This is a genomic window from Streptomyces amritsarensis (assembly GCF_001953875.1).
Taxonomy (GTDB): Bacteria; Actinomycetota; Actinomycetes; order Streptomycetales; family Streptomycetaceae; genus Streptomyces; species Streptomyces amritsarensis.
Map to the genome: position 1 here is coordinate 130,059 of NZ_MQUR01000003.1, position 24,172 is coordinate 154,230.

The window sequence follows — 24,172 nt, forward strand, 5'->3', positions numbered from 1 at the left end:
TCGATGCCATGGCTCTGGCAACGCGCACCCGGACGAGCGCTCCCTCGCTCTGGGGCTCCACCCTCGGTAAGAAGACCGTCATGGCGGTCTCCGGGCTGATCATGCTCGGCTACCTCGTCGTGCACATGCTCGGCAACCTCAAGATCTTCTTCGGTGCGGACGAGTTCAACGGCTACGCCCACTGGCTGCGCACCCTCGGCTCGCCCTTCCTCCACCACGAGTGGGCCCTGTGGATCGTCCGCGTGGTGCTCCTCGCCGCCGTCGTCGCGCACGCCGTCTCCGCCTACCAGCTCAGCCGGCTGGACATCAAAGCCCGCCCGGTCAAGTACGTCCACAAGCGCCGCCGCGCGAGCTACGCCACCCGCACCATGCGCTGGGGCGGCATCATCCTCGGCCTGTTCATCGTCTGGCACCTGCTCGACCTCACCACGCTCACCGTCAACGAGCGTGCCTGGGTCGGCCACCCGTACGAGAACGTCCTCGCCACCTTCTCCACCTGGTACGGGAACACCGTCTACATCGTGGCGATGGCCGCACTCGGCCTGCACGTCCGGCACGGCTTCTGGAGCGCCGCCCAGACCCTCGGCGCGGGCAGCGCCCGTCGCGAGCGGACGCTGAAGGCCATCGCGAACGGCCTGGCCGTCGTCCTCTTCGCGGGCTTCGTGTCCGTCCCCGTCGCCGTCATGACCGGAATGGTGAACTGACCGTGAGCAGCTACGCGCACCACACCACCGGCGAGCCCATCGCCGACACCAAGGCCCCCCAGGGCCCCATCGCGGACCGCTGGGACCGGCGCCGCTTCGAGGCGAAGCTCGTCAACCCCGCCAACCGCCGCAAGCACACCGTCATCGTCGTCGGTACCGGCCTGGCGGGCGGATCGGCCGGCGCGACCCTCGCCGAGCAGGGCTACCACGTCGTGCAGTTCTGCTTCTCCGACTCCCCGCGCCGCGCCCACTCCATCGCCGCGCAGGGCGGCATCAACGCCGCCAAGAACTACCGCAACGACGGCGACTCCGTGCACCGCCTCTTCTACGACACCGTCAAGGGCGGCGACTTCCGCGCCCGCGAGTCCAACGTGCACCGCCTCGCCCAGATCTCCGTCGAGATCATCGACCAGTGCGTGGCCCAGGGCGTCCCCTTCGCCCGCGAGTACGGCGGTCTCCTCGACACCCGCTCCTTCGGCGGAGTCCAGGTCTCCCGCACCTTCTACGCCCGCGGCCAGACCGGGCAGCAGCTCCTCCTCGGCGCCTACCAGGCCCTCTCCCGGCAGATCGCCGCGGGCAACGTCGAGATGCACGCCCGCACCGAGATGCTCGACCTGATCGTCGTCGACGGCGTCGCCCGCGGCATCGTCGCCCGCGACCTGATCACCGGCGAGATCTCCACCCACTACGCCGACGCCGTCGTCCTCGCCAGCGGCGGCTACGGCAACGTCTTCTACCTCTCCACCAACGCCATGAACTCCAACGCGACCGCCGTGTGGCGGGCGCACCGGCGCGGCGCCTACTTCGCCAACCCCTGCTTCACCCAGATCCACCCCACCTGCATCCCGCGCACCGGCGACCACCAGTCCAAGCTCACCCTGATGAGCGAGTCCCTGCGCAACGACGGCCGCATCTGGGTCCCCAGGGCCAAGGGCGACACCCGTCCCGCCGCCGACATCCCCGAGGCGGAGCGCGACTACTACCTGGAGCGGATCTACCCCTCCTTCGGCAACCTCGTACCCCGCGACATCGCCTCCCGCGCCGCCAAGAACGTCTGCGACGAGGGCCGCGGCGTCGGCCCAGGAGGGCAGGGCGTCTACCTCGACTTCGCCGACGCCATCCGCCGCATGGGCCGCGACAAGGTCGCCGAGAAGTACGGCAACCTCTTCGAGATGTACGAGCGGATCACCGCGGAGAACCCGTACGAGGTCCCCATGCGGATCTATCCGGCCGTGCACTACACGATGGGCGGGCTGTGGGTCGACTACGACCTGCAGACCACCGTCCCCGGCCTGTTCGCGATCGGCGAGGCCAACTTCTCCGACCACGGAGCCAACCGCCTCGGCGCCTCCGCCCTCATGCAGGGACTCGCCGACGGCTACTTCGTACTCCCGTCCACCATCAACGACTACCTCGCCCGCCACCCCCGCCGCGACACCGTCGACGACACCCACCCCGAAGCGGCGGCCACCGTACGCGAGACGAAGGAGCGGCTGGAGAGGCTGCTCGCCGTGGACGGCGACCGCACCCCCGACTCCTTCCACCGCGAGATCGGCGAACTCATGTGGGAGTACTGCGGGATGGCCCGCAGCGAGCAGGGCCTGCGCAAGGCGCTGGACCGCATCCCGCAGATCCGCGAGGAGTTCTGGCGCCGCATCAAGGTCCCCGGCACCGGCGACGAGTTCAACCAGTCGCTGGAGAAGGCCAACCGCATCGTCGACTACCTCGAACTCGCCGAGCTGATGTGCCTCGACGCGCTCCACCGCGCCGAGTCCTGCGGCGGCCACTTCCGCGAGGAGTCCCAGACCCCCGACGGCGAGGCCGCCCGCCGGGACGAGGCCTTCGCCTACGCCGCCGCCTGGGAGTTCACCGCCACCGGCACCGCCCCCGTCCTGCACAAGGAAGACCTCGTCTTCGAGTACGTCCACCCCACCCAGCGGAGCTACGCATGAAGCTCACCCTGCGCGTCTGGCGCCAGCGCGGCGCCGACGCCCCCGGCCACATGGCCTCGTACGAGGTCGACGGGATCTCCCAGGACATGTCCTTCCTGGAGATGCTCGACACCCTCAACGAGGACCTCATCCTGCGCGGTGAGGACCCGGTCGCCTTCGACCACGACTGCCGCGAGGGCATCTGCGGCGCCTGCAGCCTCGTCATCAACGGCGACGCCCACGGGCCCGAGCGCACCACCACCTGCCAGCTCCACATGCGCTCCTTCGCCGACGGCGACACCATCGACGTCGAGCCCTGGCGGGCCGCGGCCTTCCCCGTGGTCAAGGACCTGGTCGTCGACCGGGGCGCCTTCGACCGGATCATCCAGGCCGGCGGCTACATCACCGCTCCCACCGGCTCGGCCCCCGAGGCGCACGCCACCGCCGTGCCCAAGGCCGACGCCGACTTCGCCTTCGAACACGCCGAGTGCATCGGCTGCGGCGCGTGCGTGGCGGCCTGCCCCAACGGCTCGGCGATGCTCTTCACCTCCGCCAAGGTCAACCACCTGAACGTCCTCCCGCAGGGCTCGCCGGAACGGGAGACCCGCGTCCTGGACATGGTGGCCCGCATGGACGAGGAGGGCTTCGGCGGCTGCACCCTCACCGGCGAGTGCGCCACGGCCTGCCCGAAGGGCATCCCGCTCCCGTCGATCGCCGCGATGAACAAGGAGTGGCTGCGAGCGGTCCGCAAGGGCCCCCGCTGACCCCGGCCGACTGACGCCCCGGCGCAGGACCCCGCCGTCCCGGGGACCTGCGCCGATCGGCTGACCGGGCGGGCAGCCGCCGTGCCGCGCCCCGGCGGCGCCCAGGACATGGGGGACAGTGGCCCCATGCCAGAAGCCGCCGCCGGGACCGGACCACGCCGCCGAGCCGTACTGGCCGCCGCCCTCGCACCACTGGCCGCGGCGGGCTGCTCCGGCGGGGAAGCGCCCCGCACCCCGGCATCCGGGCAGCAGCCCGCCCCCAAGGACGCCGTGATCATGGTCATCCGGCACGCGGAGAAACCGTACGCCGGGGACTCCGGCCGGGACGAGGACGGCGAGGACGACCCGGGCTCCCTGGCCGGGCGCGGCTGGCGCCGGGCCGAGGAACTGCCGCGGCTCTTCCCGCCGGCCAAGGGCGCCCCGCTGCCCCGCCCCGCCGCGGTCTTCGCCGCCGGCGGCAAGGACCGCGCCCCCGCCCGGTGCCGGCAGACCGTGACCGCCCTGGCCGCCGCAGTGCGCACCCCCGTACGGGCCGACTTCGCGGTCGGCGCCGAATCCGCCCTGGCGCACGCCGCGCTGGCCGGGCCCATGCCCGTACTCGTCTGCTGGGAGCACACCGGCATCCCCCGCCTGGTGCGCGCCCTCGGCGCCCACCAGGTCCTCGGGCTCCCCGCGACCTGGCCGGACCGCCACGACCTGGTCTGGCAGTTCACCCGCCGCAGCGGGCAGTGGAGCTTCCGCGAACTGCCCCAACAGCTCCTGCCCGGCGACGCCTGAGCCTCACCGGTACCGGTACAGCTCGTTCCCGGCGGCATCGAGGAGCAGGACCAGGTCGCTGTACGGCCAGACCGAGCATGTCCGCGAAGTACCGCAGCTCGCAGGGCTCGAAGGGCTCGTCGGGAACGCCGGTCCCCTCCCGCAGCCTGTCGCGCGCCTTGCGTCATCTGGTCACAGAGGTCACCCCTGCCGGCTCGTGTCCTGTGGCGTCGTCCTCCATGCCGCCGGCGGTGACCTCAGCAGGCGGGAAGGACTCCTTCTGGTGGCGTTCGATCCGGCCCAGGCTGAGGCGGATCTTGTTGAACTCGCCGATCAGGGAGCGCCTGCGCATCCCCGTGGTGGCGAACCGGGCGAAGGCCCAGACCGCGCCAACGAAGATGATCAGCGCACCTCCCGCCTCGACAAGGTGCACCAGCCACCCGGTCAGCTCCCGCACCCCGGCCCCGGACACCCATTCATCTGGCATGTCCATGAGAGCGCTCCTACCCGCGTCGGCCTGCCTGCACGAGCCGGCACCGGTGTCTCGCGTCGCGCGCCGGGAACAGGCCAAACATCGGCAGCGGGCGCATGAAACAAGGGTGCTGAAGCATGTGCGGGAGATGGAATGCGTCATCTACGAGCAGGACTCCGGCCAGTCGGAGCGTGTGGAATGCGAGCTGCCGGACGACACGTGTCGTGCGGCCCTCAAACGCTTGCGGGACTTGAGCGACGGCAAGTTCGCCTGGATCCGGCTGACTGACCCTGAAGAGGGCCAGCTGGTCCAGCTGGCCGAGGAGCTCTCCCTGCACCCACTGGCCGTCGAGGACGCTCTGCATGGACGGCAGCGTCCCAAGCGTGAGCGCTTCGGCGACGTCCTGGCCGTGGCGCTGAAGCCCTTGCGATACGTGGAGGAAGACATGGCGGTGAAGACGGGGGACATCTTGATCTTCGTGGGCCCCCGCAGCGTCCTCACCGTCAGCCACGGGACGATCGACCCGTGCGCCGAGGCCGCACGCCGACTGGACGCGGATCCGCAGATGCTCCGCAGCGGGACCTGGGCCGTGCTGCATGCCGTGCTGGATGTCGCCGTCGACGCGTACAGCGACGCGGCCCGACGGGTGCGCGCCACGCTCGACCGGCTGGAGGACGACGTGTTCTCGACATCCCGCGTCGACCACACCCAGGCCATCTACTCCCTCAAGCGGGAGGTCCGCGAGTTCCGCGATGCCGTGCAGCCGCTCGTTCCGGTCCTTCACGGGCTCGTGGACGGCCCAAGCGAGGTCGACGCGCAGTCCAAGATCGCCCCGTACATCCGTGACGTCGCCGATCACGTGCACCGCACCGACATCGAGGTCCGCACCCTGGACGAGCTCTTGGACTCCGTCCTCGGCGCGCAACAGGCCCGCGTCGGTACCTGGCAGAACGACGACATGCGGCGCATTTCCGCATGGGCGGCGATCTTCGCGATCCCCACCATGGTCGCCGGCGTGTACGGGATGAACTTCGAGCACATGCCGGAACTCGGCTGGACCTACGGCTACCCCCTGGCGGTGGCGCTCATGACGCTCGCCTCGCTCACCCTCTACAGGGCCTTCCGCCGCAACGGCTGGCTGTAGGGGACCGCCGCAGGTGCCGACCGGCCCCCGCCGGCAGGCCTTGCGGCGTTCGCCGGCCGAGACAAGGACCAGACCCCCTGACTGCTACGAGTCGAGGCCCGGAGGCCGGGCGGGAGCTGGCAAGCAGCCACAGCGGTTTCCAGTCGGCCGCCTATTCCCCCTGGTCAAAAGGCTGATGATGTTGAATGGTCATGTTGACTGGCGTCAGCGGCATTGTGCGGGCGAATAGTCGTGAGAGGAGTGCAAGTGAAGCGATGTGGGAGCGCGAGGTTGGTGGCGATCGCCGGCAGCGGCGTCTCCCCGGCCGACCGGCCAGTGACCGGCGGTCCTCGCCGCCGAACTGCCCGCCGCCATCCTCGTGCGGGCCCTCGGCGTCCACATCCACGTCGCCGTCCGACGGCAGAAGGCATCAGCCGGCGCCTGGGCCTCTGGCCTCTGGCCTCTTACGCCCCCGATGTCCGCCGCCGTGTCCCGGAGAACCAATGAAGCTACCCCTCACCATCCACCAAGCACGGCTCGGAGCCACGGAGTTCAAGGTCATCCGACCAGCCCGGCCCCTGGTCCACGCAGTGCTCATCGACCACGATCGGCACCTGGACACCTACCTCGATCAGGACGCCGCCCAGCGAATCGGTGGGCTGTGGAAGCTCGCCGCCTCTTCACCGCGCTCGCTGGTCCACCTGCCGATGCGGGGGAACCGTGGCCCTTCCCGCGAGCTGCCAGAAGACGGCACACGGCAGCTTGATCTCGTGCTGCTGCACCACTCGCTCCAGTTCGCACCCTCACGCTGGAAAGAAATACGAGGACGGCTCGGCCCAGGGCGTCCGCAGACCGTGACGCTGCCCGGTCCAGGACACACCCGCGAAGCCGTGATTGACCACGAGGCACGGCACTATCAGGAGAACCGGGATCTGTTCCACCAGCATCTCCACGCCGAGACCCTGTTCATGACCGGCAGCGCGAAGGTGTTCAGGGACACCGCCCGGCACTTCTTCGACGTCGCCCGCAACGGCCCCGGATACGTCCCCGCCCATCCGAGCCATCCGCACTTCTGCACCGAGCTCCACTCCAACGACGGCGTTCTCGGCGACGCGCGCGAGATCCACATCGAGTACTGCGACCAGTGGGACTCATAACCCTGACCGACAAGACCCCGCCGACCATGACGTTCAACCATCACCTCCAGCATCTCGTCCAGAGGTTTCAGCCATCGGGCCACTCGATACGACCGGCGTCATCGAAAAATCTGTCGGCCGAACCATGCCGGTGATCGTCCACGAGCTGGAGTACCACGAGGCGATCGCCCGGCAGACCGAGACCGCCAACCCGCCCGGCCCCGCGGACGAGTCACCTCATGGGTCCGCCACGGCTGAGGCATCCGGACAGTTGAAGCGTTGCCGTTTCGCTATGCGCCGGACGACAGCCGACCCGCGGCCTGCTCCCATGGCTGAGGCTCGACCACGTCGCCCCCGTCGACGGCGTCCTCCTCGAACCAGCCCGTCCCCGCGAGCCATGTCTCCAGCCACGCTGCGAGGCTGGCGGAGTCGAGGAACCAACACTCATCCCACGATCCGCCGCTATACGGGTTCGGCTCGAAGAGCAGGACCTGACCGTCCTCACCGAGACAATCCACGCCTGCATACATGCCACAGCCCCAGGTCAGGATCGGTACGACGCCTTCGGGCCACTCCGGGTGCTCCACTCCGACCGACGCCTCACGCCGCGTCAGGTATTCGCCAACGACGCTGGAGCCCGGACCAAGCAGTGGCAACAGTCGGTAGTCAGGGCCGAAGCCGCCGTCAGCAACCTCGCCATACAGGCGCGCAAGCAGGGGATGCAGCGCGAAGCCCAGCTGCCTCTCGGCCTCGGCGATCCGGGCATCGTCGACAGGTGCGGGAAGGTCCTTGCTGTCCGATGCGGCCCGAGTGGCAACGCGTTGCACGAGGTCATCTATGTCGGTCATGGCCGTGATGCTGCCAGAGCCCACTGACATGTCGGCGCCGGCCCGCCGGGCTCGTGCTCACCCTCGGCTCGGCGGCGGCCGCGGTTTCGGTCGTCCTGCGGACCGACGGCACTGGGCCCCGATCGGCATCCCCGTGGCCGTAGCCGCACCACCCGCAGCGGTCCGGTACCTGATGCTGGCCAACCAGCCCACGCTGCCCGTCCACACCGACACCGAGGACGCTCTGCGCACCGTCCGCCCGCTGGCGCGTCTGCAGGCCGGCGCCGGCCGTTACCGAGCCGCGCAAGCGGAAACGAGGGGTTGGACTGCGACGTATCACGGAGCCGCAGGTCAGGGGCGTATGAGGTCGCGGTTTGGGCAGCTGCGCTGGCTTTTCGGAGCGGTGCGTGCCACGCTCGAATCACTACCAGCCTGGTCTGGTGAGAGACCCCGCGCCACCGGCTGATCACCCCGTGTGGTCAATGGACGGTGCGGGTGGGCTCGCTCGGCTGTGCGCGGCACCGTATGCCGTGCACTTGACGGCCTTCTCCGCCCCGACAGCAGGGGAGCCGACCGTAAAGAGGCTCCGATCCCGAAACGGGGCGGCCACCGCATGAACCCCACCCTTGACCTCAGCGTTGCCGTGAGTACCGACCGGACGATCCTGACGGTGGGTGGCGAACTCGACATGGACACCGCGCCACACCTCGCCGACGCCGCCGACACCCTCGACCTACCCGGCCGGACCCTGGCCCTGGATCTGTCGGCCGTCACGTTCATCGACTCCTGCGGCCTCAACGCCCTCCTCGCCCTCCGGCACCGCGTCCACCTCACCGGCGGAACGCTGGAACTCATCGGACTGTGCGAGCAGGCCCTCCACCTGCTGGACCTCACCGGCACCCGCGACCTCTTCACACTCCACGCCGCACCCTGAACCGCCCCCTCGGTCACTGCAGCCGCGACACCCCCCACCGTGTCGGCTGAGCCGCTCGCGGCGGGCAGACGGAATCTTTGGCAGCGCCTGGGGCAGGCGCTCCACATGAGGCCACGGTCAGGCAGGATGGGTCTCCCGGCCATGATGAACTGCGCGCAGGCCCGGGAGACCGCCCGCCACGTCCTCGTCGAACACGACGCACCCGAAGATCCAACGCGATCCGGCACGCGGGCGGCGTCACCGGCTTCCACGTCACCGTCCGGGCCGGGCAAGTCGTGGTCGAGGTGTCCGACGGCTCGACGCTGCAGCCGCACCTGCGGCCGCCGTCCCCGCACACGCCCGGCGGCTTCGGATGGCGCGTGGTGAAAACCCTCACCGGTGACGGCGGCCGATCCCGTGATCTGGAGGGCCAGAAGGTTCTGCACCGTCAGCTGCATCCAGGTGCCCGCGTTGGACACGAAGTTCGCGACGGCCCGGTTGTTCCGTGGCGCTTACCCGGCCCCAGGCGGGACACACACGGCGTCCGGGCCGCACGCGGGTGTAGAGGGCCCCCCGACGGGCAGACGCCGGGTCACGAAGAGGCGGCCCGAGCCGTCGCCTGGACCGCCGATCCGGGAGGAATGATGGCCGTTCGACATCGACTGATCCACGCCGCACCCGACGAGGTGTGGGCCGTGCTCGCCGACGCCTCGCGCTACGCGGACTGGGTCGTCGGCACCAGCCGATCGCGCCCCGCCCACGGTCAGTGGCCGGCGGTCGGCTCGTCCCTCGAATACACCGTCCGGCTCGGACCGTGGTCGGCCTCCGGTACCACCGTCGTACGCAGGGTGGAGGCCCCGGCCGAACTGGAACTGGAAGTCAACAGCGGCCCCCTGGGAACGGCCAGGGTCGCGATCGAGGTCCGCTCCTGGGGCGAGGAGGCCCTCGTCATCGTCGACGAACATCCCCTACGGGGTCTCGGCGGCGCGCTGCACAACGCCGCGCTCGACGCCCTCCTCCAGCTACGGCACCGAGAGATGCTCGCCACGCTCGCGAAGGTCGTCGAAGAAGCCGCGGGAGCGGGCGAGCACGTGAAGGCATGAGGGACGGTCTGCGCGTACGCGCCGCGCCGTCGACCGCATCCGCCGGCCCCGGGCCGTCACGGGACGGCCCTCACCTGTTCGCGTCCCTCTCCTGCCCCTGCTCGGTGACTAGCCACATGGGCCAAGGCTCTGCCGTCGTCGACGGCGGCGGTCATCGGCCGCAACAGGTCCTCGACGTCGGCGGGAAGGGGGCCGAGGCCCTGCACCGTGAGCTGTTCCTCCAGCGCCCGGTCGTCGCCGTCCTCGCGCACGAACACCAGGAGCGGGAGGTCACCCGCCGGGGTCCCGCGGAAGCCGACGGTCTTGAAGGCCCACGGCATACGCCGCCACCCCCTCTTCCTCGTCAGCATCGCGCCCCGGGGCCGGCCCCGGCGTCGTCCGCCCGGCGGGCCGGGCCCGTGTCGGTGCCCGGCCATAGGCTGGCCGGATGAGTGACAAGAGCCCCTCGCGGCCGCCGCTGGCCGTCTTCGACATCGACAACACCCTGGCCGACACCGCCCACCGCCAGCACTTCCTGGAGCGCCGTCCCAGGGACTGGGCCGGCTTCTTCGGGGCGGCGCCGGCCGATCCGCCGCTCGCGCGCGGGATCGCGCTGGCGGTGGAGAGCGCGGCCGACTGCGAGGTGGTGTATCTGACCGGGCGGCCCGAGCGGTGCCGGGCGGACACCGTGGAGTGGCTCACCCGGCACGGCCTGCCCGAGGGGCGGCTGTGGATGCGCGGCAACCAGGACCGGCGGCCGGCCAGGACGACCAAGCTGGAGGTGCTGGGCCGGATCGCGCGGGGCCGCCAGGTGCGCATGCTCGTCGACGACGACGAACTGGTCTGCCAGGCCGCGCGTGCGGCCGGTTTCCGGGTCGTCGTCGCCGACTGGGCGGCGGACGCCCCCGAGCTCATCGCCGGCCAGGAGGTCGAGGGCCGGACCTGAGCGGCCCGGGGGCGGCCGGGACGGCCGGGACGGCCCGAGGGCGGCGCCTCAGTCGTCGCCCTCGAGCCGGAAGCCGACCTTCAGCCCCACCTGGTAGTGGGCGATCTCCCCGTTCTCGAGGTGGCCGCGGATCTGGACCACCTCGAACCAGTCCAGGTTCCGCACGGTCTGGCCCGCCCGTGCGATCCCGTTGCGAATGGCCTGATCGATGCCCTCTTGAGAGGTGCCGACGATCTCGGTCACCCGGTACGTGTGGTTGGACATGGAGTCTCCCGACAGTGGGTCGCTTTTGCCTGGTTCTAAGGTGCCCCAGTAAGTCCTCCTCCGCGAACTTTGCGCCAACAATCCCGAGCGAAAGACCCTTGACCGGCCTATTGGTCTATGCCAATTTCGAGCCATCTGAGACCGAGCCCCAGAAGGTGACCCTCTTGAAGATGCGCTTCCTCGCCGTGTGCACGGCCCTCGCGGCCGCGACCGCCCTGACAGGCTGCGGCCAGTCGGCCGATCAGGCCGCAGGGCGGCAGAAGGTGACGCTCTGGCTGATGAAGGGCAGCGCCTCCGAGGACTTCATCGACCGGTTCACCGCGGCCTTCGAACAGGAGCACCCCGCCCTCGACCTGGACGTCAGGATCCAGGAGTGGACGGGCATCGGAGACAAGGTCAACGCCGTCCTGGACGGCACGAGCAAGGAGCCCGCCGACGTCATCGAGGTCGGCAACACCCAGGTCGCGCAATACATCGAGACCGGAGGGCTTTCCGAGCTCACCCTCGAAGGGCTGCGCGAGTGGGGCAGCAAGGACTGGCTCAAGGGCCTCGCCGAGCCGGGAAGCATCAACGGCGCCCAGTACGGCATCCCCTGGTACGCCGCCAACCGCGTGGTCGTCTACAACAAGGACCTCTTCGCGAACGCCGGGATAAAGACCCCGCCCAAGAACCGCCAGGAGTGGATCCAGGCCACCCAGAAACTCGACAAGGGCGACCAGCAGGGCATCTACCTCGCGGGCCAGAACTGGTACGTCCTCGCCGGCTTCATCTGGGACGAAGGCGGGGAGCTCGCCGTCGAGACGGGCGGCAAGTGGGTCGGCACCCTCGACGACGACAAGGCCCTGGCCGGCATGGAGTTCTACAAGCAGCTCCAGGCCCTCGGCGACGGCCCCAAGGCCGCGGACGAGGAGACGCCCCCGCAGTCGGAGGTCTTCGCCCGCGGCCAGGTCGCCCAGATCATCGCCACGCCCGGCCAGGCCGCCGAGATCGAAGCGGCCAACCCCGTGCTGAAGGGCAAACTCGGCTTCTTCCCGATCCCCGGCAAGACCTCCGAGAAGGCGGGCTCCGTCTTCACCGGCGGCTCCGACCTGATCATCCCGGAGCGGACCGGGCACCGGAAGGGCGCCGTCGACGTGGTCACGGCCCTGGTCAGCGAGAAGTGGCAGACCGAACTCGCCCGCACGATGAGCTACGTACCGAACAAGACCACCCTCGCGCACGTCGTCGAGGGCAACGAGGGCGCCGCCAACATGGCCCCCGGCGCCGCCCAGGGCCGGGCCACCCCCACCTCGGCCCGCTGGGCCGAGGTCGAGGCGAAGAACCCGATCAAACCCTTCATGACGGCCGTGCTCACCGGCCAGGACCCCAAGCAGGCCGCCCGCACGGCCTCCGCGGAGATCGGCCGGGTCCTCAGCTCCGACCGCTGACCCCGAACCCGCCGCGCCGCGGTACCGGCGAGTTCGCCGTCCGCACACCCGCGGGCCGCAGAGCGGTCATGTCGAATCCAGCCGGTCACGGAAGAAGTAAAGGAGCCAGGCCACCACCTGCCGGCCTGGCCCTCCGTGTCCGGTTCAGGAGCCGCCATGACCATCGCACCCCTGTCCCCGTCCCTCTCCACGGCCCCCGCCCCCGCCTCCCCCCTCCTCGCCCCCGCGCCCGCCCCCGCCAAGGCCGCCACCGCCGGCCCCCACTACCGCGTGCGCCTGGCCCGCGACGAGGACGAGGTACGGGCCGCACAGCGCCTGCGCCACCAGGTCTTCGCCGGCGAGCTCGGCGCCCGCCTCGACGGCCCCGAGCCGGGCCTCGACGCCGACGCCTTCGACGCGTACTGCGACCACCTCCTCGTCGTCGACGAGGCGGCCGAGCAGGTCGTCGGCACCTACCGGCTGCTGCCCCCGGAGCGCGCCGCCGTCGCGGGCCGCCTGTACTCCGAGGGCGAGTTCGACCTGTCCGCGCTCGCGCCCATCCGGCCCGACCTCGTCGAGGTCGGCCGCTCCTGCGTCCACCCCGACCACCGCAACGGCGCCGTCATCGCCCTCATCTGGGCGGGCCTCGCCCACTACATGGACCGCACCGGCCACAACTGGCTCGCCGGCTGCTGCTCGATACCCCTCGCCGACGGCGGCGTCCTCGCCGCCGCCACCCGCGAGCGCGCCCTGACCCGCAGCCCCGCACCCGAGGAGTACCGGGTCACCCCCCACATCCCCTGGAACCCGCAGGGCATCGCCTACCCCGACCGCATGGAACTGCCGCCGCTGCTGCGCGGCTACCTGCGCCTGGGCGCCTGGGTCTGCGGCGAACCCGCCCTCGACGCCGAGTTCGGCTGCGCCGACCTGTACGTACTGCTCTCCCTGCGCCGGACCAACCCGCGCTACCTCAAGCACTTCCGCTCGCTCATCCCGGGCGCATGAGCGTCTGGCTGCCCACCTCGCCCTGCACCCCCGAGGCCTGCGCCGGCCACGCGGGGCGCACCGCGAGCGTCCCGCACGCGGTGCTGCGGCTCGCCGCCGCCGCGGCCCTGATCCTGCTGGGCATCCTCGGCGCCCCGCCGGTCCGGCTGCTGCCGGCCGGCCCCCGGCAGGCGGTGGTGCGGGCCTGGTCGGCCGCACTGGTACGGGCCTTCGGCATACGGATCACCGTGCACGGCAGCCCGGGCCGGCGCGGCGGCCGCCTGCTCGTCGCCAACCACATCTCCTGGCTCGACATCCCGCTCGTCGCCGCCGTCCTGCCCAGCCGGATGCTGGCCAAGAGCGACATCCGGGCCTGGCCCGTCCTCGGCCGACTCGCCGGACAGGCCGGAACCCTGTTCATCGAGCGCGACCGGATCCGGGCGCTGCCCGCCACCGTCACCACGATGACCCGCGCACTCCTCGCCGGGGACCGGGTCGCCGTCTTCCCCGAGGGCTCCACCTGGTGCGGGCGCGCCCAAGGCGCCTTCCGCAGGGCCGCCTTCCAGTCCGCTCTGGACGCGCAGGTCCCCGTACAGCCCGTGCGCCTCGCCTACCTGGGAGCCGACGGAAGTCCGGCCGGGGCGCCCGCCTTCGTCGGGGACGACCCGCTCACCGCCTCGCTGTGGCGGATCGCCCGGGCCCGCGGGATCCGGGCAGAGATCACCCTGCTGCCGCGGATCCCGCCGGGCCGGTACACCGACCGGCGGGACCTCGCGGCCGCGGCCCGGCGGGCCGTGGCCGATCAGGACCGGCCCACCGGGCCGTCCGCGACCGACAGGGACACCGCGAAGCGGCCCGCCGCGTCCGTCCACCACTGGGTCAGCTCCAGCCCCGCCGCGGCCAGCTCCTTGCGCACACCCTCCTGACGGAACTTCGCGGACACCTCCGTCAGGATCTCCTCACCCTCCGCGAACGGCACCACCAGGTCCAGCGCGCGGACCTTCACCGTCAGCTCCGACCGGGCCCGCAGCCGCATCTCGATCCACTCCTGCTCCCTGTTCCACACCGCCACGTGCTCGAAGTCGGCGGTGTGGAAGTCGGCGTCCAGCTCCCGGTTGATGACGGCCAGCACGTTCTTGTTGAACTCGGCCGTCACCCCCCGGGCGTCGTCGTACGCCGTCACCAGCACCGCCTCGTCCTTCACCAGGTCCGTGCCCATCAGCAGCGCGTCCCCGGGCGACAGCATCGCCCGTACCGACGCCAGGAACACCGCCCGCTCCGGCGGCAGCAGGTTCCCGATGGTGCCGCCCAGAAAGACCACCAGCCGGGGGCCGGGGGAGTCCGGCAGGTGCAGCGCACTGGTGAAGTCGGCCAGCAGGGCGTGCACCCGCAGCCCCGGATGGTCGGCGAGCAGTGCGGTGGCCGCCCCCCGCAGGGCGCTCTCGCTCACGTCCACCGGGACGTAGGTGTCCAGCGCGGGCATCGCCTCGATCAGGTGCCGGGTCTTCTCGGAAGAGCCGGAACCCAGCTCCACCAGGGTGCGGGCGCCGCTCTCCGAGGCGATCTCCCGCGCCCGCTCCAGCAGGATCTCCCGCTCCGCACGGGTCGGGTAGTACTCGGGCAGCCGGGTGATCTCCTCGAAGAGCTCACTGCCCCGCGCGTCGTAGAACCACTTGGGCGGCAGCACCTTGGGCGTGCGGGTCAGCCCGTGCAGCACGTCCGCACGCAGTGCGGTCTCCGCCGCGTCCTCGTCGAGGGTCCGGGTCAACTGGAAGCTGTTCACGTGCGGTTCTCCTTGAGCGGGGTCAGACGGACCCGCGAACGGGTGGCGGTCAGCAGGGTCCGGTCGGGCACTTCGCACCACCGGGTGTCGTCGTCGTACGGCTCGGACGCCACCACGGTGCGCCCTGCCCCCGGATCGGCCAGGTACCAGAGCGAGTCGCCCCAGGCCGTCGCGGCGATCGCCGCGCCGTCCGTGAGCAGCAGGTTCAGCCGGGAGCCGGGCGCTGCCGAGGACAGCTCCCGCACGGGCTCGGCGAGCGCCGTGCCCAGGTCGTCCCCGGCCCGCAGCCGGCGCCGCACCAGGGCCCAGACCAGCGCCGAATCCGTGCGGGCCGCCAGTTGGAGCAGATCCTCGGGCGGCAGCGCAGCCGCGAGCGGGGCCGCCGCCGCGGGCCAGTCGCGCACCGCGCCGTTGTGGCTGAACAGCCACGGCCCGTCCGTGAACGGCGCGGCCGCGGCCTCTCCCTCGGCCCCGGCCAGGGTGGCGTCCCGTACGGCTGCCAGTACGGCTCCGCTGTGCACCACCCGGGCGAGGTCCGTGAAGGTCAGGTCGCCCCAGATCGGCCCGGCGCGGCGGTAGCGGGCGGGGACGGGGTCGCCCTCCGCGTACCAGCCGACGCCGAAGCCGTCGGCGTTGACCGTGCCGTGCCGCTGGCGGCGCGGCTCCCAGGACTGGCGCACCAGCGCATGCTCGGGCTCGCTCAGCAGCCTCCCGAGCGCCACTGTCGGGCCCACGTAGGCGATATGGCGGCACATCAGGCGTCCCTCGCGGTGCGAAAGCCGGAGAAGATCTGCCGCCGCACCGGGAGGTCCCAGTTGCGGAAGGTGCCCCGGCAGGCCACCGGGTCAACGGCGAAGGAGCCGCCCCGCAGCACCTTGTGCTCCGGGCCGAAGAACACCTCCGAGTACTCCCGGTAGGGGAAGGCCCGGAAGCCCGGGTAGGGCAGGAAGTCGGACGCCGTCCACTCCCACACGTCGCCGATCAGCTGGCGCACCCCGAGAGGGGACGCCCCGGCCGGGTAGCTGCCCGCGCGGGACGGGCGCAGATGCCGCTGCCCCAGATTGGCGTGCACGGGGGTCGGGTCGGCGTCGCCCCACGGGTAGCGGGTCGAGCGTCCGGTCGCCGGATCGAAGCGGGCGGCCTTCTCCCACTCGGCTTCCGTGGGCAGCCGCCGCCCCGCCCAGCGGGCGTAGGCGTCCGCCTCGTACCAACTGACATGCAGAACCGGTTCTTCATCGGGGACGGGCTCAGTCACCCCGAAACGGCGGCGCAGCCATTCGCCGCCCTCCCGGTGCCAGAACAGCGGCGCCCCGATGGAGTGCCGGCGGATCTGCTCCCAGCCTGCCGCGGCCCACCAGCGGGGCTCGCGGTAGCCGCCGTCCGCGATGAAGGCGCGGTACGCGGCGTTCGTCACCGGCAGCGTGTCCATCCAGAACGCCGCGGTCTCCCGCTCGTGCGCCGGCCGTTCGTTGTCCAGCGACCACGGCTCGGCGGAGGTGCCCATCGTGAACGGCCCGGCGGGTATGAGGACCTCGCGGGCGGCCGGAGGGTCATAGGGGGCGTCCGGTTCCGGGGCCGTCAGGACAGGCGCGCCCCGCCGGAGCTGATGGGTGATCAGCATCGTCTCGTCGTGCTGCTGCTCGTGCTGGGCGATCATCCCGAAGGCGAAGCCGTCGTCGAGGAGCGCGCTGCCCTCCAGCGGGGTGCTCTCCAACAGGTCGAAGACCCGGCCCCGGACCTCGGCCGCGTACCGGCGGGCCTCCGCGGGCCCCAGCAGCGGAAGCTTCGGACGCTCGGCGCGCGGATGCTCGAAGGCGTCGTAGAGGGGGTCGATCTCCGGGTGCATCGACTCACGTCCGGCGACCCGGCGCAGCAGCCACAGCTCCTCCTGGTTCCCGATGTGCGCCAGGTCCCAGACCAGCGGCGACATCAGGGGCGAGTGCTGGGCGGTGAGGTCGGCGTCGGTCACCGCGTCGGTGAGCGCCGCCGTCCGGGCCCGCGCGGCGGTCAGCGAGGCGGCCGCCCGTTCGCGCAGCCCGGGCTGGGATTCGGTGGTCATCGCAGGGCCTCCTTCCCATCGGGCCGCAGCTGCGGCGGCTCGTCACCCGGACATCGGCCGCGCAGCACGAAGCGCTCGTTGAACGCGCCGACGGTGTCCCGGACGCGGGCGGTCGCGCCCAGCCGGGGCAGCGCCTCCGCGGCCGCGCGGAAGCAGGTCTTGGCAGCCGCCCGCAGCTCGGGATCGGCCAGACCGTGGCGGGCGGCGGACCGCCAGAGCGGATTGCGCGGAGCGGGCTGCGCCCCGTAGGAGTCGGCCAGCGCCTTCGTCACCCGGTAGGCGGTCTCGGCGGCCTCCGGGTCGTCGAACAGCGCGTGCACGACGGCCACCGGGACCAGCCAGCCGTCCTCGCCCGGCTGCGCGTCGATCATGCGCAACTCCATGTGGCCGCGCGGCCGCACGGGCGGGAACAGCGTGGTGAGGTGGTAGTCCAGGTCCTCGGCGGTGGGCGCCCGCAGGGCCCGCCCCTCGTCGCCCGCCCGCAGCCAGTCGCGGAAGGTCGTGCCGCGCGGGACGTCCCACGCCTCGCCCTCGTAGGACCGTACGCACATCACCTCGGTGTCCAGCGCCTGGCGCACCCAGCCGTCCCGCGGGCGTGCCTCCAGCGGCGGGGCGAGGGTGCGCCGGCTGTCCAGGTCGTTCCAGATCCCCTGGCGGGAGCAGCGCCAGCCGGCGTACGGGCCATCGTGCGCGGGGGAGTTGGCGAAGGCGGCCACCAGGACCGCGCCCAGCAGGTGCGCGAGGCGCCAGCGCCGGCCGTGGCCGAGCACGCCCGGCTCCTCGTACCCGGCGTCCACGCAGACCTGCACGGAGGCCGAGGCGCACATCATGGCGCGGCCGGCCGGGCCGGTGCGGTCGAAGTAGGCCTCCATCGCGTCGTAGCGCGGGCTGTTCAGCAGCCGGCGGTACGGGAGGCGGGGATCGCGGCCGAGGCCGTGCAGGACGAGCCCCTGCTCGCGCAGGGCGGCGCGGACGGCGGTGAGGTCGTCCTGGAGCCGGTCCACGCAGCCGGTGAGGGAGGTGGCCGGGGCCGAGCTGAGCTCGAGCTGGCCGCCCGGCTCGACGGTCACCCGGGAGTTCAGGGGCAGTGCGCGGGCCGCGGCATGAGCCGCCCGGAGCCGCTCGGGGGTCACGCGCAGCCCGGGGCGCTCGGCGTCCACGACGAGCCATTCGAGTTCGGCACCGATCAGGCGGGGCGGGCCCGTCTTGAAACAGATCCCGTGGATCAGGTGCTCCGCCTGCGTCTCGCTGATCGCGGGGGGCGGGGGAGCGTCCGGCGCGGGTGGGGGAACGGGTGGGTCGAAGGGCATGACCGGGTCCTCTTCTCCTGTCGTCGGCCGTGGCATCACCCGTGCCTACCCCTCCCTCGGGAACAAAATCCTTTGCCGCCGGGAAAGGAGGTGCACAGGATGGCGGCGTGAGCAGCAGATTGCGCGAGATCGCGCGGGAGAACGCGGAGATCCTTGCGGCCGGGGGCTACCGGACGCGGTCGGGGCGGCACGTACCGCTCGCCGCCGCCCTGGCGGATGCCAAGGCCGGAACCAGAATATATGGACCAAACCAGGCTATTCCAGGCGAAAGGCCGGTCGGCGGGGGGGGCGACTGCCGTCGAGGTGACGGGGGAGAGCAGCACGGTCGCCGCCCGCAGGCTCGACGAGGACGCTCCGGCAGGGGCGGGGGCCGGGCCGGCGGGGGCGTCGGTGGCGGTTTTGAACTTCGCCTCGGCCCGGAATCCCGGGGGCGGCTACGTCCGCGGGGCCAAGGCGCAGGAGGAGGCCCTGTGCCGCGCCTCCGCGCTGTACGAGACGCTGCTGGAGGCCCCGGACTACTACGCGGTGCACCGTGCGGAAGTCAGCACCTTCTACACCGACCGGGTGATTCACTCGCCCGGGGTGCCGGTCTTCCGTGACGACCGGGGCGAACTGTCGGAGTCGCCGTTCCTGGCCGGCTTCCTGACCTCGCCCGCCCCGAACGCGGGCACGATCCTGCGGCAGGAGCCGGAGCGGGTCGCAGAGATCCCCGCCGCGCTGGTCCGGCGGGCGGGGCTGGTCCTGGAGGTGGCGGCGGTGCACGGGTATCGGCGGCTGGTCCTGGGGGCCTGGGGCTGCGGGGTGTTCCGCAACGACCCGGCGGACGTGGCCGAGGCCTTCCGCGGGCTGCTGGCGGGGCGGTTCGCGGGGACCTTCGAGCGGGTGGTGTTCGCCGTGCTGGACCGCAAACCGGACACCCGGCAGGCCTTCGAGCGGGCCTTCGCGGACCCCGCGTCCTGAAGCCGGCGCGGCCGGCCGCGCCGCCGTGCCTCGCCGCGGGCATGCGGCAGAGCCCCCGCGAGCCGGGAGCGCTGCCGCGCAGCTGTGCCGGACATGCCGACCGGCGGTTTGGCCCGGAAGCCGCCCGCGCTGCCGCGTAGCGCAGCCGGAGGCGCCGGAGCCGGGCCGGTCGCCGCCGCCGACCGCACTGCCCGGCCGGAGGCGCCGGGCCGGGCCTGTTGCGGTGCCGTGAGCCCCCCCGGGCCGGGACCGCCGTTGGGCGGTGGGTTCACGCGGGCCGGCGGCGAGAGTCGCGCATCCGGGGGCCGGCGCCGCCGGGGAGGGCCCGGCGGGCCGGGTCGGCTCGGTGCGGCGGCTACCGCCAGCCGTAGCGCTCGCGCAGCCGGCCCACCACCAGGGCGAAGCGTCCCCGGTCCAGTGCGCAGGCCTCCCGCCGCATCCCCGACTCGTGCACCCGCAGTACCCGGTCGACGTCCACCCACGACTCCCGCCCCGCGCCGTCCCACGGGCCCGTCCCGATCGGCACCCACTCGTGGTCGTGGTCGTGCCGCTTGCTGGACAGCTGTACGGCGAGCAGCGTCGGGCCGCCCGGCTCGCGGGCCACGACCAGCACGGGCCGGTCCTTGCCGCGGCCGTCGTTCTCCTCGAAGGGGACCCAGGTCCACACGATCTCGCCGGGGTCGGGGTCGCCGTCGGGATCCGGGGCGTACTCGGTCCGTACCGGGCCGATGGCCCGCGGATCGGCCTCGGTGGTGGCCGTGGCGCCGTCGCGGCCCGGCTGGTCTGTACGGCCGTTGCCGTGGTGTGAGAGTGCCGTCATCCGGGCGAGGGTACTGCCTGTCCGCCCCGCCGCGGTCGTAGGCGCGTGCGCCCGGGCGGCCTCAGTCCGTGACCAGGGCCATGACGAAGCCGTCGTACCCCTTGCCGCCGACGGTCTGCAGGGCGGTGGCGCTGAGCCGGGGGTGTTCGGCGACGAGTTCGGTGAAGCGTCGTACGCCCTGCACCCGCGGGTCGGTGCTGGCCGGGTCGACCACGGCGCCGTCGCGGACGACGTTGTCGCCGATGATGACGCTGCCGGGCCGGGTGAGCGCCAAGGCCCACTCCAGGTACACGGGGTTGGACGGCTTGTCCGCGTCGATGAACACCAGGTCGAAGGGGGCCAGGCCGGTCAGCCCCGGCAGGAGGTCGACGGCCCTGCCGCGGCGGATCTCGACCCGGTCCTCCAGTCCGGCGCGGGCGATGTTGGCGGCGGCGGTGTCGGCGCACCGCTCGTCCACCTCCAGCGTGACCAGCCGCCCGCCCGCGGGGAGCGCCCTGGCGAGCCAGATGGTGCTGTAGCCGCCCAGGGTGCCGATCTCCAGGATGGTGCGGGCGCCCCGGATGCGGGCCAGGAGGTTCAGCAACTTGCCCTGGTTCGGCGCGACCTGATGGGCGGGCAGGCCCGCGGCCTCGCTGGCCGCTGCGGCGGCCTTCAGCGCCTCGTCCTCCTCGACCAGCAGTCCGCCGAAATACGCGTCGACCGCCGTCCAGGTCTGCTGGGCCACGGGATCCCCCTCCTCGTGTACGTTCCCAGAAGGAACGCAAGAGGAACGTACACGACGAGGTCCTCCGTCCGGCAGTCCGCTGAATCAACTGCCGTTCGACGGACGGGTCAGCCCGCGTCCGCCTCGTGGTGCGCCCCCGTGCACAGCGCCCAGACGACGAGGATGTTGACGGCGATGAGCACCAGGGCCCACAGGGGGTAGTACGGCAGCCACAGGAAGTTGGCGAACGCCCCCAGGCCGGCGACCGCGATGCCGAAGTAGCGGGCCCACAAGACGCCGCTGAAGAGGACGGCGCAGCCGGCCGCGACGAGGGCGACGCCCAGGACGATGTGGACCCAGCCCCAGCCGGTCAGGCTGAACTCGAACAGGTAGTGGCGCGTCACGACGAACAGGTCGTCGCTGGCGACGGCGGCCAACCCCTCGAAGAACGCCATCGCCCCGCCGAAGATCATCAGGACAGCCGCCATGACGGTTCTGCCCGACGTGGCCGCGTTCCACGGGTCCGGGTGCGTGGCGGCCGGGTGCGGCCTGCCGGCGTCAGTGGCCATGGTCCAACTCCTCGGGTGGCAGGGCCGGCCGGGCGGCCGGGACCGGCGGAATCCCCCCTTCAGCGTGTCACGGGGGCCCACCCTCGGCATTCCGGCCTGCCCGCCCCGTACCCGCGGCCCCCGCGGCGCCCCCTCGGCCCGGTCGCCGCGCCGCCCAGTCCTCCGCCGCCTCCACCTGCGCCGCCAGTGCCAGCAGCAGCGGCTCCGAGTCCGCCGGGCCGAGCAACTGGGCGCCCATCGGCAGCCCGTCGTCCGTCAGCCCGGCGGGGATGTTCACTCCGGGCCAGCCCAGGACGTTCCACGTCCAGGCGTACGGGCAGGCGGCGATCATCGCCCGGTCCGTGGCCATGGCACCCATCCCGGCCAGCGCTCCGATCCGCAGCGGCGGAGTGGCCGTCGTCGGGGTCAGGACCACGTCGAAGCGCCCGAAGATCTCGCCGACCCGCCTGCGCAGCAGCGACTCCGCCCGCCGGGAGACCCGCAGCGGCAGACCGCCCAGCAGCCGGCCCGTGCGCACGGCCTCGCGGGTACGCGGGTCCAGCAGGGCCGGATCCGGCGCCCGCTCCGCCCAGTCCCGTACGCCGCTGGTCGCGCGGGGTACGAAGGTCAGGCCGATCGGGCCGTAGCGGGGGTCCTCCGCGATCACCTCGTGGCCCAGCGACTCCAGCCGCGCGGCCAGCCGCTCCACCGCGGAACGCACCTCCGGATCCAGCGACTTGGGCGTCGCGGTGAAGGCCATCACGAAGGACAGGGCGATCCGCAGCCGGCGCGGGGTGCGCCGGGCCGCCTCCACCGCGCAGATGCGTGCCGGGCGGTGCAGGTCCTCGGGGTGCGCGCCGCTCGCCGCGTCCAGCAGCAGTGCCGCGTCCGCGACCGTGCGGGCCAGCACCCCGTTCACCGTGAGCCCGTTGAAGGACTCCGGCTCCGGCCAGGTCGAGATGCGTCCGCGCTGCGGTTTCACGCCGACCAGATGGGTCCAGGCGGCGGGGATCCGCACCGACCCTGCCCCGTCCGAGCCGAGCGCGGCCGGGACCAGGCCCGCCGCCACGGCGGCCGCCGAGCCGCCCGAGGAACCGCCCGGCGTGTAGGACCGGTTCCACGGATTGCGGGTCGCGCCGAAGGCCCCGCCCTCGGTGAAGGGCCACTGGCCCAACTCCGGCGTCTGCGTCTTGCCGACGATGACCGCACCGGCCGCCCGCAGCCGGCGTACCGCCTCGCTGTCGGCGGTCTTCGGGGCGAAGGATCCGGCGCAGCCGAACGCCGTCGGCTCGCCGGCCACGTCCATGTCGTCCTTCACGGCGAGCGGCACGCCCAGCAGCGGCAGCCGCTCGCCCGCGGCGAGCCTGCGGTCCGCGGCGTCCGCCTCGGCGAGTGCGGCTTCGGCGCGCACGGTCCGGAAGGCGTTCAGATCGGGCTGCGCCGCCGCGATCCGGAGCAGCGCCTGCTCGGTCAACTGCCGTGCCGAAACGCTCCCTTCGGCAAGCGCGGCGGCCATCCCGACCAGTCCGCAGTCCGACACGGGCTCCGCCGCGGACCGAAACGCGGACCGGGCCGAGGCCGCTGCCGTGGCAGGATCCGAGGACTGCGACATCGTGAACCACTCCCCCCATTACCGATCGGTAGGAAGAAGGTAACGGGGAGGCGCAGCCACGTCATCCGTCAGAGCAGGTGCGCTGCCTCCTCGCCCCAGGACGACAGCCTGTCGGCGGCGCGCAAGGGCGCCGGCAACGGGGCGGGGCCGCCACCGGAAAACGGTGGCGGCCCCGCGGACGCACGGTGCTACTACGAGGGGACGCGGCTCAGGACCCGGTGGCGCGGGCGGAGCCGGTGCTCGCCCCGCTGGTGTCGCCCAGGAAGCAGGTGACCTCGCGGTCGCCGAGGGCCCAGGTGGCGGCCTGCGGGAAGTAGTAGTAGACCTCCAGCTTCTCCGCGAGCTTGGGATCCTTGCCCACGTAGTCGGTCAGCAGCGTGCCGGCGCACTTCTCCTCGGCCATCGCGGTGACCTTCTCCGTACCCGGGTACGTGCCGTTGTCCAGGTTGAAGACGGCGTACGCCTCGCCCTCGTGCGGCTGGTCGCAGGGCACCACGCGCACCGAGAAGGAGGCCTCGCCGCCGTCCTCGTCCTGGTACTCCGCCAGATCGCCGTTCGTGTTGAAGCAGTCCCCCTTGCGGATGTCGCTCACCTTGACGGAGCCCGAGCCGGTGACCTGGCCACTGGTGTCACGCTTCGGCGAGGCGCCGTCGTCCAGCGCTCCGGAGAGGCCGAGGACCAGCAGGATCCCGTAGAAGGCGATGGTCGCGCCGTGGATGGCGATCGCCGCCACGGCGAAGCCCTTGCCCTTCTCGCCGCGCTTGCGGATCTGGGACAGGGCCACGATGCCGAGGATCAGGGGGACCAGCGGGATGGCGCACACGAGCGACATGACGAACGCGACGATGGCCAGCGCGTTGTTCTTCTGAGGTGCCTGCGGCGCATACCACCCCTGCGGAGGGCCGCCGTACGGCGCGGGCTGCCCCGGCCGGCCGTACGGTCCCTGCTGCGGGTACGGCTCGTGGGACGGCGGGGGACCCGGAGGTATGGACATGCGCGTGGAGCTCCTTGCTCTGAGGGTGGGACGCGGCCCAGAGTGCGGCGGCGAGGGCCGGCCGCTTCCGTGACG

At 72.3% G+C, this 24,172-nt stretch carries 24 protein-coding genes and 2 pseudogenes; 13 read left to right on the forward strand and 13 right to left on the reverse strand.

What is annotated here, in order from left to right:
* Positions 1–8 precede the first annotated feature (8 nt).
* From AVW11_RS02525 to AVW11_RS35595, 4 genes are all read left to right on the forward strand, one after another.
* The gene (locus tag AVW11_RS02525; RefSeq protein WP_076043063.1) at positions 9–704 is read left to right on the forward strand and encodes a succinate dehydrogenase; all 696 of its coding nucleotides are present in this window, start codon (positions 9–11) and stop codon (positions 702–704) included.
* 2 nt (positions 705–706) lie between these two features.
* Positions 707–2,656 carry a fumarate reductase/succinate dehydrogenase flavoprotein subunit gene (locus AVW11_RS02530; protein WP_076043064.1) on the forward strand — a complete coding sequence of 650 codons (1,950 nt, stop codon included), beginning with the start codon at positions 707–709 and terminating at the stop codon, positions 2,654–2,656.
* Entirely contained in the window at positions 2,653–3,399 is a 747-nt protein-coding gene (locus AVW11_RS02535) for a succinate dehydrogenase/fumarate reductase iron-sulfur subunit (protein WP_060177281.1), read from the forward strand. The genes AVW11_RS02530 and AVW11_RS02535 overlap by 4 nt, the downstream gene beginning before the upstream one ends.
* Positions 3,400–3,525: 126 nt before the next feature.
* Positions 3,526–4,176, forward strand: coding sequence for a hypothetical protein (locus AVW11_RS35595; RefSeq protein ID WP_076043065.1), 651 nt, complete (start codon positions 3,526–3,528; stop codon positions 4,174–4,176).
* Between the two features lie 163 nt (positions 4,177–4,339).
* Here the strand turns inward: AVW11_RS35595 and AVW11_RS02545 are convergent, their stop codons facing one another.
* The gene (locus tag AVW11_RS02545) at positions 4,340–4,648 is read right to left on the reverse strand and encodes a hypothetical protein (RefSeq protein WP_076043066.1); all 309 of its coding nucleotides are present in this window, start codon (positions 4,646–4,648) and stop codon (positions 4,340–4,342) included.
* A gap of 106 nt (positions 4,649–4,754) precedes the next feature.
* On the opposite strand from AVW11_RS02545, the gene AVW11_RS02550 reads away from it, so the two are divergent.
* Together AVW11_RS02550 and AVW11_RS02555 are read left to right on the forward strand one after the other, a co-directional pair.
* Positions 4,755–5,771: a magnesium and cobalt transport protein CorA gene (locus tag AVW11_RS02550; RefSeq protein ID WP_240528117.1), complete on the forward strand. Its 1,017-nt coding sequence runs from the start codon at positions 4,755–4,757 to the stop codon at positions 5,769–5,771.
* Between the two features lie 569 nt (positions 5,772–6,340).
* Positions 6,341–6,907 (forward strand): hypothetical protein, encoded by a 567-nt coding sequence (locus tag AVW11_RS02555; protein ID WP_234362147.1) that lies wholly within the window; start codon positions 6,341–6,343, stop codon positions 6,905–6,907.
* A 269-nt stretch (positions 6,908–7,176) separates the two neighbouring features.
* On the opposite strand, the gene AVW11_RS02560 is transcribed toward AVW11_RS02555, so the two are convergent.
* Positions 7,177–7,734 carry an SMI1/KNR4 family protein gene (locus AVW11_RS02560; protein WP_234362148.1) on the reverse strand — a complete coding sequence of 186 codons (558 nt, stop codon included), beginning with the start codon at positions 7,732–7,734 and terminating at the stop codon, positions 7,177–7,179.
* Positions 7,735–8,326: 592 nt separating this feature from the next.
* Here AVW11_RS02560 and AVW11_RS02565 point away from each other — a divergent pair.
* Together AVW11_RS02565 and AVW11_RS02570 are read left to right on the forward strand one after the other, a co-directional pair.
* Positions 8,327–8,647, forward strand: coding sequence for an STAS domain-containing protein (locus tag AVW11_RS02565; protein WP_076043067.1), 321 nt, complete (start codon positions 8,327–8,329; stop codon positions 8,645–8,647).
* 623 nt (positions 8,648–9,270) lie between these two features.
* Positions 9,271–9,729: an SRPBCC family protein gene (locus AVW11_RS02570; RefSeq protein WP_060177562.1), complete on the forward strand. Its 459-nt coding sequence runs from the start codon at positions 9,271–9,273 to the stop codon at positions 9,727–9,729.
* A 56-nt stretch (positions 9,730–9,785) separates the two neighbouring features.
* On the opposite strand, the gene AVW11_RS02575 is transcribed toward AVW11_RS02570, so the two are convergent.
* Complete coding sequence (locus AVW11_RS02575) at positions 9,786–10,079, reverse strand: hypothetical protein (protein ID WP_143568791.1); 294 nt, start codon at positions 10,077–10,079, stop codon at positions 9,786–9,788.
* 77 nt (positions 10,080–10,156) lie between these two features.
* Between AVW11_RS02575 and AVW11_RS02580 the strand changes: the two genes are divergently transcribed.
* Complete coding sequence (locus tag AVW11_RS02580) at positions 10,157–10,654, forward strand: phosphatase domain-containing protein (protein ID WP_060177285.1); 498 nt, start codon at positions 10,157–10,159, stop codon at positions 10,652–10,654.
* Positions 10,655–10,702: 48 nt separating this feature from the next.
* On the opposite strand, the gene AVW11_RS02585 is transcribed toward AVW11_RS02580, so the two are convergent.
* Positions 10,703–10,918, reverse strand: coding sequence for a dodecin (locus AVW11_RS02585; RefSeq protein WP_030840358.1), 216 nt, complete (start codon positions 10,916–10,918; stop codon positions 10,703–10,705).
* Between the two features lie 164 nt (positions 10,919–11,082).
* Between AVW11_RS02585 and AVW11_RS02590 the strand changes: the two genes are divergently transcribed.
* From AVW11_RS02590 to AVW11_RS38200, 3 genes and pseudogenes are all read left to right on the forward strand, one after another.
* On the forward strand, positions 11,083–12,345 hold the full coding sequence (locus tag AVW11_RS02590) for an extracellular solute-binding protein (RefSeq protein ID WP_060177286.1): 1,263 nt from the start codon (positions 11,083–11,085) through the stop codon (positions 12,343–12,345).
* Between the two features lie 156 nt (positions 12,346–12,501).
* Complete coding sequence (locus AVW11_RS02595) at positions 12,502–13,329, forward strand: GNAT family N-acetyltransferase (RefSeq protein ID WP_079250475.1); 828 nt, start codon at positions 12,502–12,504, stop codon at positions 13,327–13,329.
* A pseudogene (locus AVW11_RS38200) lies at positions 13,326–13,853 on the forward strand (lysophospholipid acyltransferase family protein); the annotation flags it as partial. The gene AVW11_RS02595 and the pseudogene AVW11_RS38200, both read left to right, overlap by 4 nt.
* 257 nt (positions 13,854–14,110) lie before the next feature.
* On the opposite strand, the gene egtD reads toward AVW11_RS38200, so the two are convergent.
* The 4 genes from egtD to egtA are packed head-to-tail and all read right to left on the reverse strand — an operon-like array spanning position 14,111 to position 18,460.
* Complete coding sequence (gene egtD, locus AVW11_RS02605; protein WP_076043070.1) at positions 14,111–15,091, reverse strand: L-histidine N(alpha)-methyltransferase; 981 nt, start codon at positions 15,089–15,091, stop codon at positions 14,111–14,113.
* Complete coding sequence (gene egtC, locus AVW11_RS02610; RefSeq protein WP_060177288.1) at positions 15,088–15,846, reverse strand: ergothioneine biosynthesis protein EgtC; 759 nt, start codon at positions 15,844–15,846, stop codon at positions 15,088–15,090. The genes egtD and egtC overlap by 4 nt, the downstream gene beginning before the upstream one ends.
* The gene (gene egtB, locus AVW11_RS02615) at positions 15,846–17,150 is read right to left on the reverse strand and encodes an ergothioneine biosynthesis protein EgtB (RefSeq protein WP_076043071.1); all 1,305 of its coding nucleotides are present in this window, start codon (positions 17,148–17,150) and stop codon (positions 15,846–15,848) included. The genes egtC and egtB overlap by 1 nt, the downstream gene beginning before the upstream one ends.
* The gene (gene egtA, locus AVW11_RS02620) at positions 17,147–18,460 is read right to left on the reverse strand and encodes an ergothioneine biosynthesis glutamate--cysteine ligase EgtA (protein WP_060177290.1); all 1,314 of its coding nucleotides are present in this window, start codon (positions 18,458–18,460) and stop codon (positions 17,147–17,149) included. Before egtA ends, egtB begins: the two co-directional genes overlap by 4 nt.
* Before the next feature lie 107 nt (positions 18,461–18,567).
* Here egtA and AVW11_RS02625 point away from each other — a divergent pair.
* A pseudogene (locus AVW11_RS02625) lies at positions 18,568–19,420 on the forward strand (TIGR02452 family protein).
* 355 nt (positions 19,421–19,775) lie between these two features.
* Here AVW11_RS02625 and AVW11_RS02630 read toward each other — a convergent pair.
* The 5 genes from AVW11_RS02630 to AVW11_RS02650 all read right to left on the reverse strand — a co-directional run bounded on the left by AVW11_RS02630 (position 19,776) and on the right by AVW11_RS02650 (position 24,097).
* On the reverse strand, positions 19,776–20,240 hold the full coding sequence (locus tag AVW11_RS02630) for a type II toxin-antitoxin system PemK/MazF family toxin (protein ID WP_030844257.1): 465 nt from the start codon (positions 20,238–20,240) through the stop codon (positions 19,776–19,778).
* Between the two features lie 61 nt (positions 20,241–20,301).
* Positions 20,302–20,964 (reverse strand): O-methyltransferase, encoded by a 663-nt coding sequence (locus AVW11_RS02635; protein WP_076043072.1) that lies wholly within the window; start codon positions 20,962–20,964, stop codon positions 20,302–20,304.
* 107 nt (positions 20,965–21,071) lie between these two features.
* A complete protein-coding gene (locus AVW11_RS02640; protein ID WP_076043073.1) occupies positions 21,072–21,512 on the reverse strand; it encodes a DUF7144 family membrane protein in 441 nt (146 codons plus the stop codon).
* 67 nt (positions 21,513–21,579) lie between these two features.
* On the reverse strand, positions 21,580–23,103 hold the full coding sequence (locus tag AVW11_RS02645; protein ID WP_079250477.1) for an amidase: 1,524 nt from the start codon (positions 23,101–23,103) through the stop codon (positions 21,580–21,582).
* A gap of 208 nt (positions 23,104–23,311) precedes the next feature.
* Positions 23,312–24,097, reverse strand: coding sequence for a DUF4190 domain-containing protein (locus tag AVW11_RS02650; RefSeq protein WP_060177294.1), 786 nt, complete (start codon positions 24,095–24,097; stop codon positions 23,312–23,314).
* Between the last annotated feature and the right edge of the window lie 75 nt (positions 24,098–24,172).

Excerpts from the sequence above, each read along its gene's own strand:
- AVW11_RS02580 (WP_060177285.1), top strand. The coding sequence starts at position 10,157 with ATGAGTGACAAGAGCCCCTCGCGGCCGCCGCTGGCCGTCTTCGACATC.
- AVW11_RS02630 (WP_030844257.1), bottom strand. The coding sequence starts at position 20,240 with ATGACGGCACTCTCACACCACGGCAACGGCCGTACAGACCAGCCGGGC.
- AVW11_RS02525 (WP_076043063.1), top strand. The coding sequence starts at position 9 with ATGGCTCTGGCAACGCGCACCCGGACGAGCGCTCCCTCGCTCTGGGGC.
- AVW11_RS02560 (WP_234362148.1), bottom strand. The coding sequence starts at position 7,734 with ATGACCGACATAGATGACCTCGTGCAACGCGTTGCCACTCGGGCCGCA.
- AVW11_RS02545 (WP_076043066.1), bottom strand. The coding sequence starts at position 4,648 with ATGGACATGCCAGATGAATGGGTGTCCGGGGCCGGGGTGCGGGAGCTG.
- AVW11_RS02640 (WP_076043073.1), bottom strand. The coding sequence starts at position 21,512 with ATGGCCACTGACGCCGGCAGGCCGCACCCGGCCGCCACGCACCCGGAC.
- egtC (WP_060177288.1), bottom strand. The coding sequence starts at position 15,846 with ATGTGCCGCCATATCGCCTACGTGGGCCCGACAGTGGCGCTCGGGAGG.
- AVW11_RS02650 (WP_060177294.1), bottom strand. The coding sequence starts at position 24,097 with ATGTCCATACCTCCGGGTCCCCCGCCGTCCCACGAGCCGTACCCGCAG.
- AVW11_RS02645 (WP_079250477.1), bottom strand. The coding sequence starts at position 23,103 with ATGTCGCAGTCCTCGGATCCTGCCACGGCAGCGGCCTCGGCCCGGTCC.
- AVW11_RS02565 (WP_076043067.1), top strand. The coding sequence starts at position 8,327 with ATGAACCCCACCCTTGACCTCAGCGTTGCCGTGAGTACCGACCGGACG.
- egtA (WP_060177290.1), bottom strand. The coding sequence starts at position 18,460 with ATGCCCTTCGACCCACCCGTTCCCCCACCCGCGCCGGACGCTCCCCCG.
- AVW11_RS02535 (WP_060177281.1), top strand. The coding sequence starts at position 2,653 with ATGAAGCTCACCCTGCGCGTCTGGCGCCAGCGCGGCGCCGACGCCCCC.
- AVW11_RS02595 (WP_079250475.1), top strand. The coding sequence starts at position 12,502 with ATGACCATCGCACCCCTGTCCCCGTCCCTCTCCACGGCCCCCGCCCCC.
- egtB (WP_076043071.1), bottom strand. The coding sequence starts at position 17,150 with ATGACCACCGAATCCCAGCCCGGGCTGCGCGAACGGGCGGCCGCCTCG.
- AVW11_RS35595 (WP_076043065.1), top strand. The coding sequence starts at position 3,526 with ATGCCAGAAGCCGCCGCCGGGACCGGACCACGCCGCCGAGCCGTACTG.
- AVW11_RS02575 (WP_143568791.1), bottom strand. The coding sequence starts at position 10,079 with ATGCTGACGAGGAAGAGGGGGTGGCGGCGTATGCCGTGGGCCTTCAAG.
- AVW11_RS02570 (WP_060177562.1), top strand. The coding sequence starts at position 9,271 with ATGGCCGTTCGACATCGACTGATCCACGCCGCACCCGACGAGGTGTGG.
- AVW11_RS02585 (WP_030840358.1), bottom strand. The coding sequence starts at position 10,918 with ATGTCCAACCACACGTACCGGGTGACCGAGATCGTCGGCACCTCTCAA.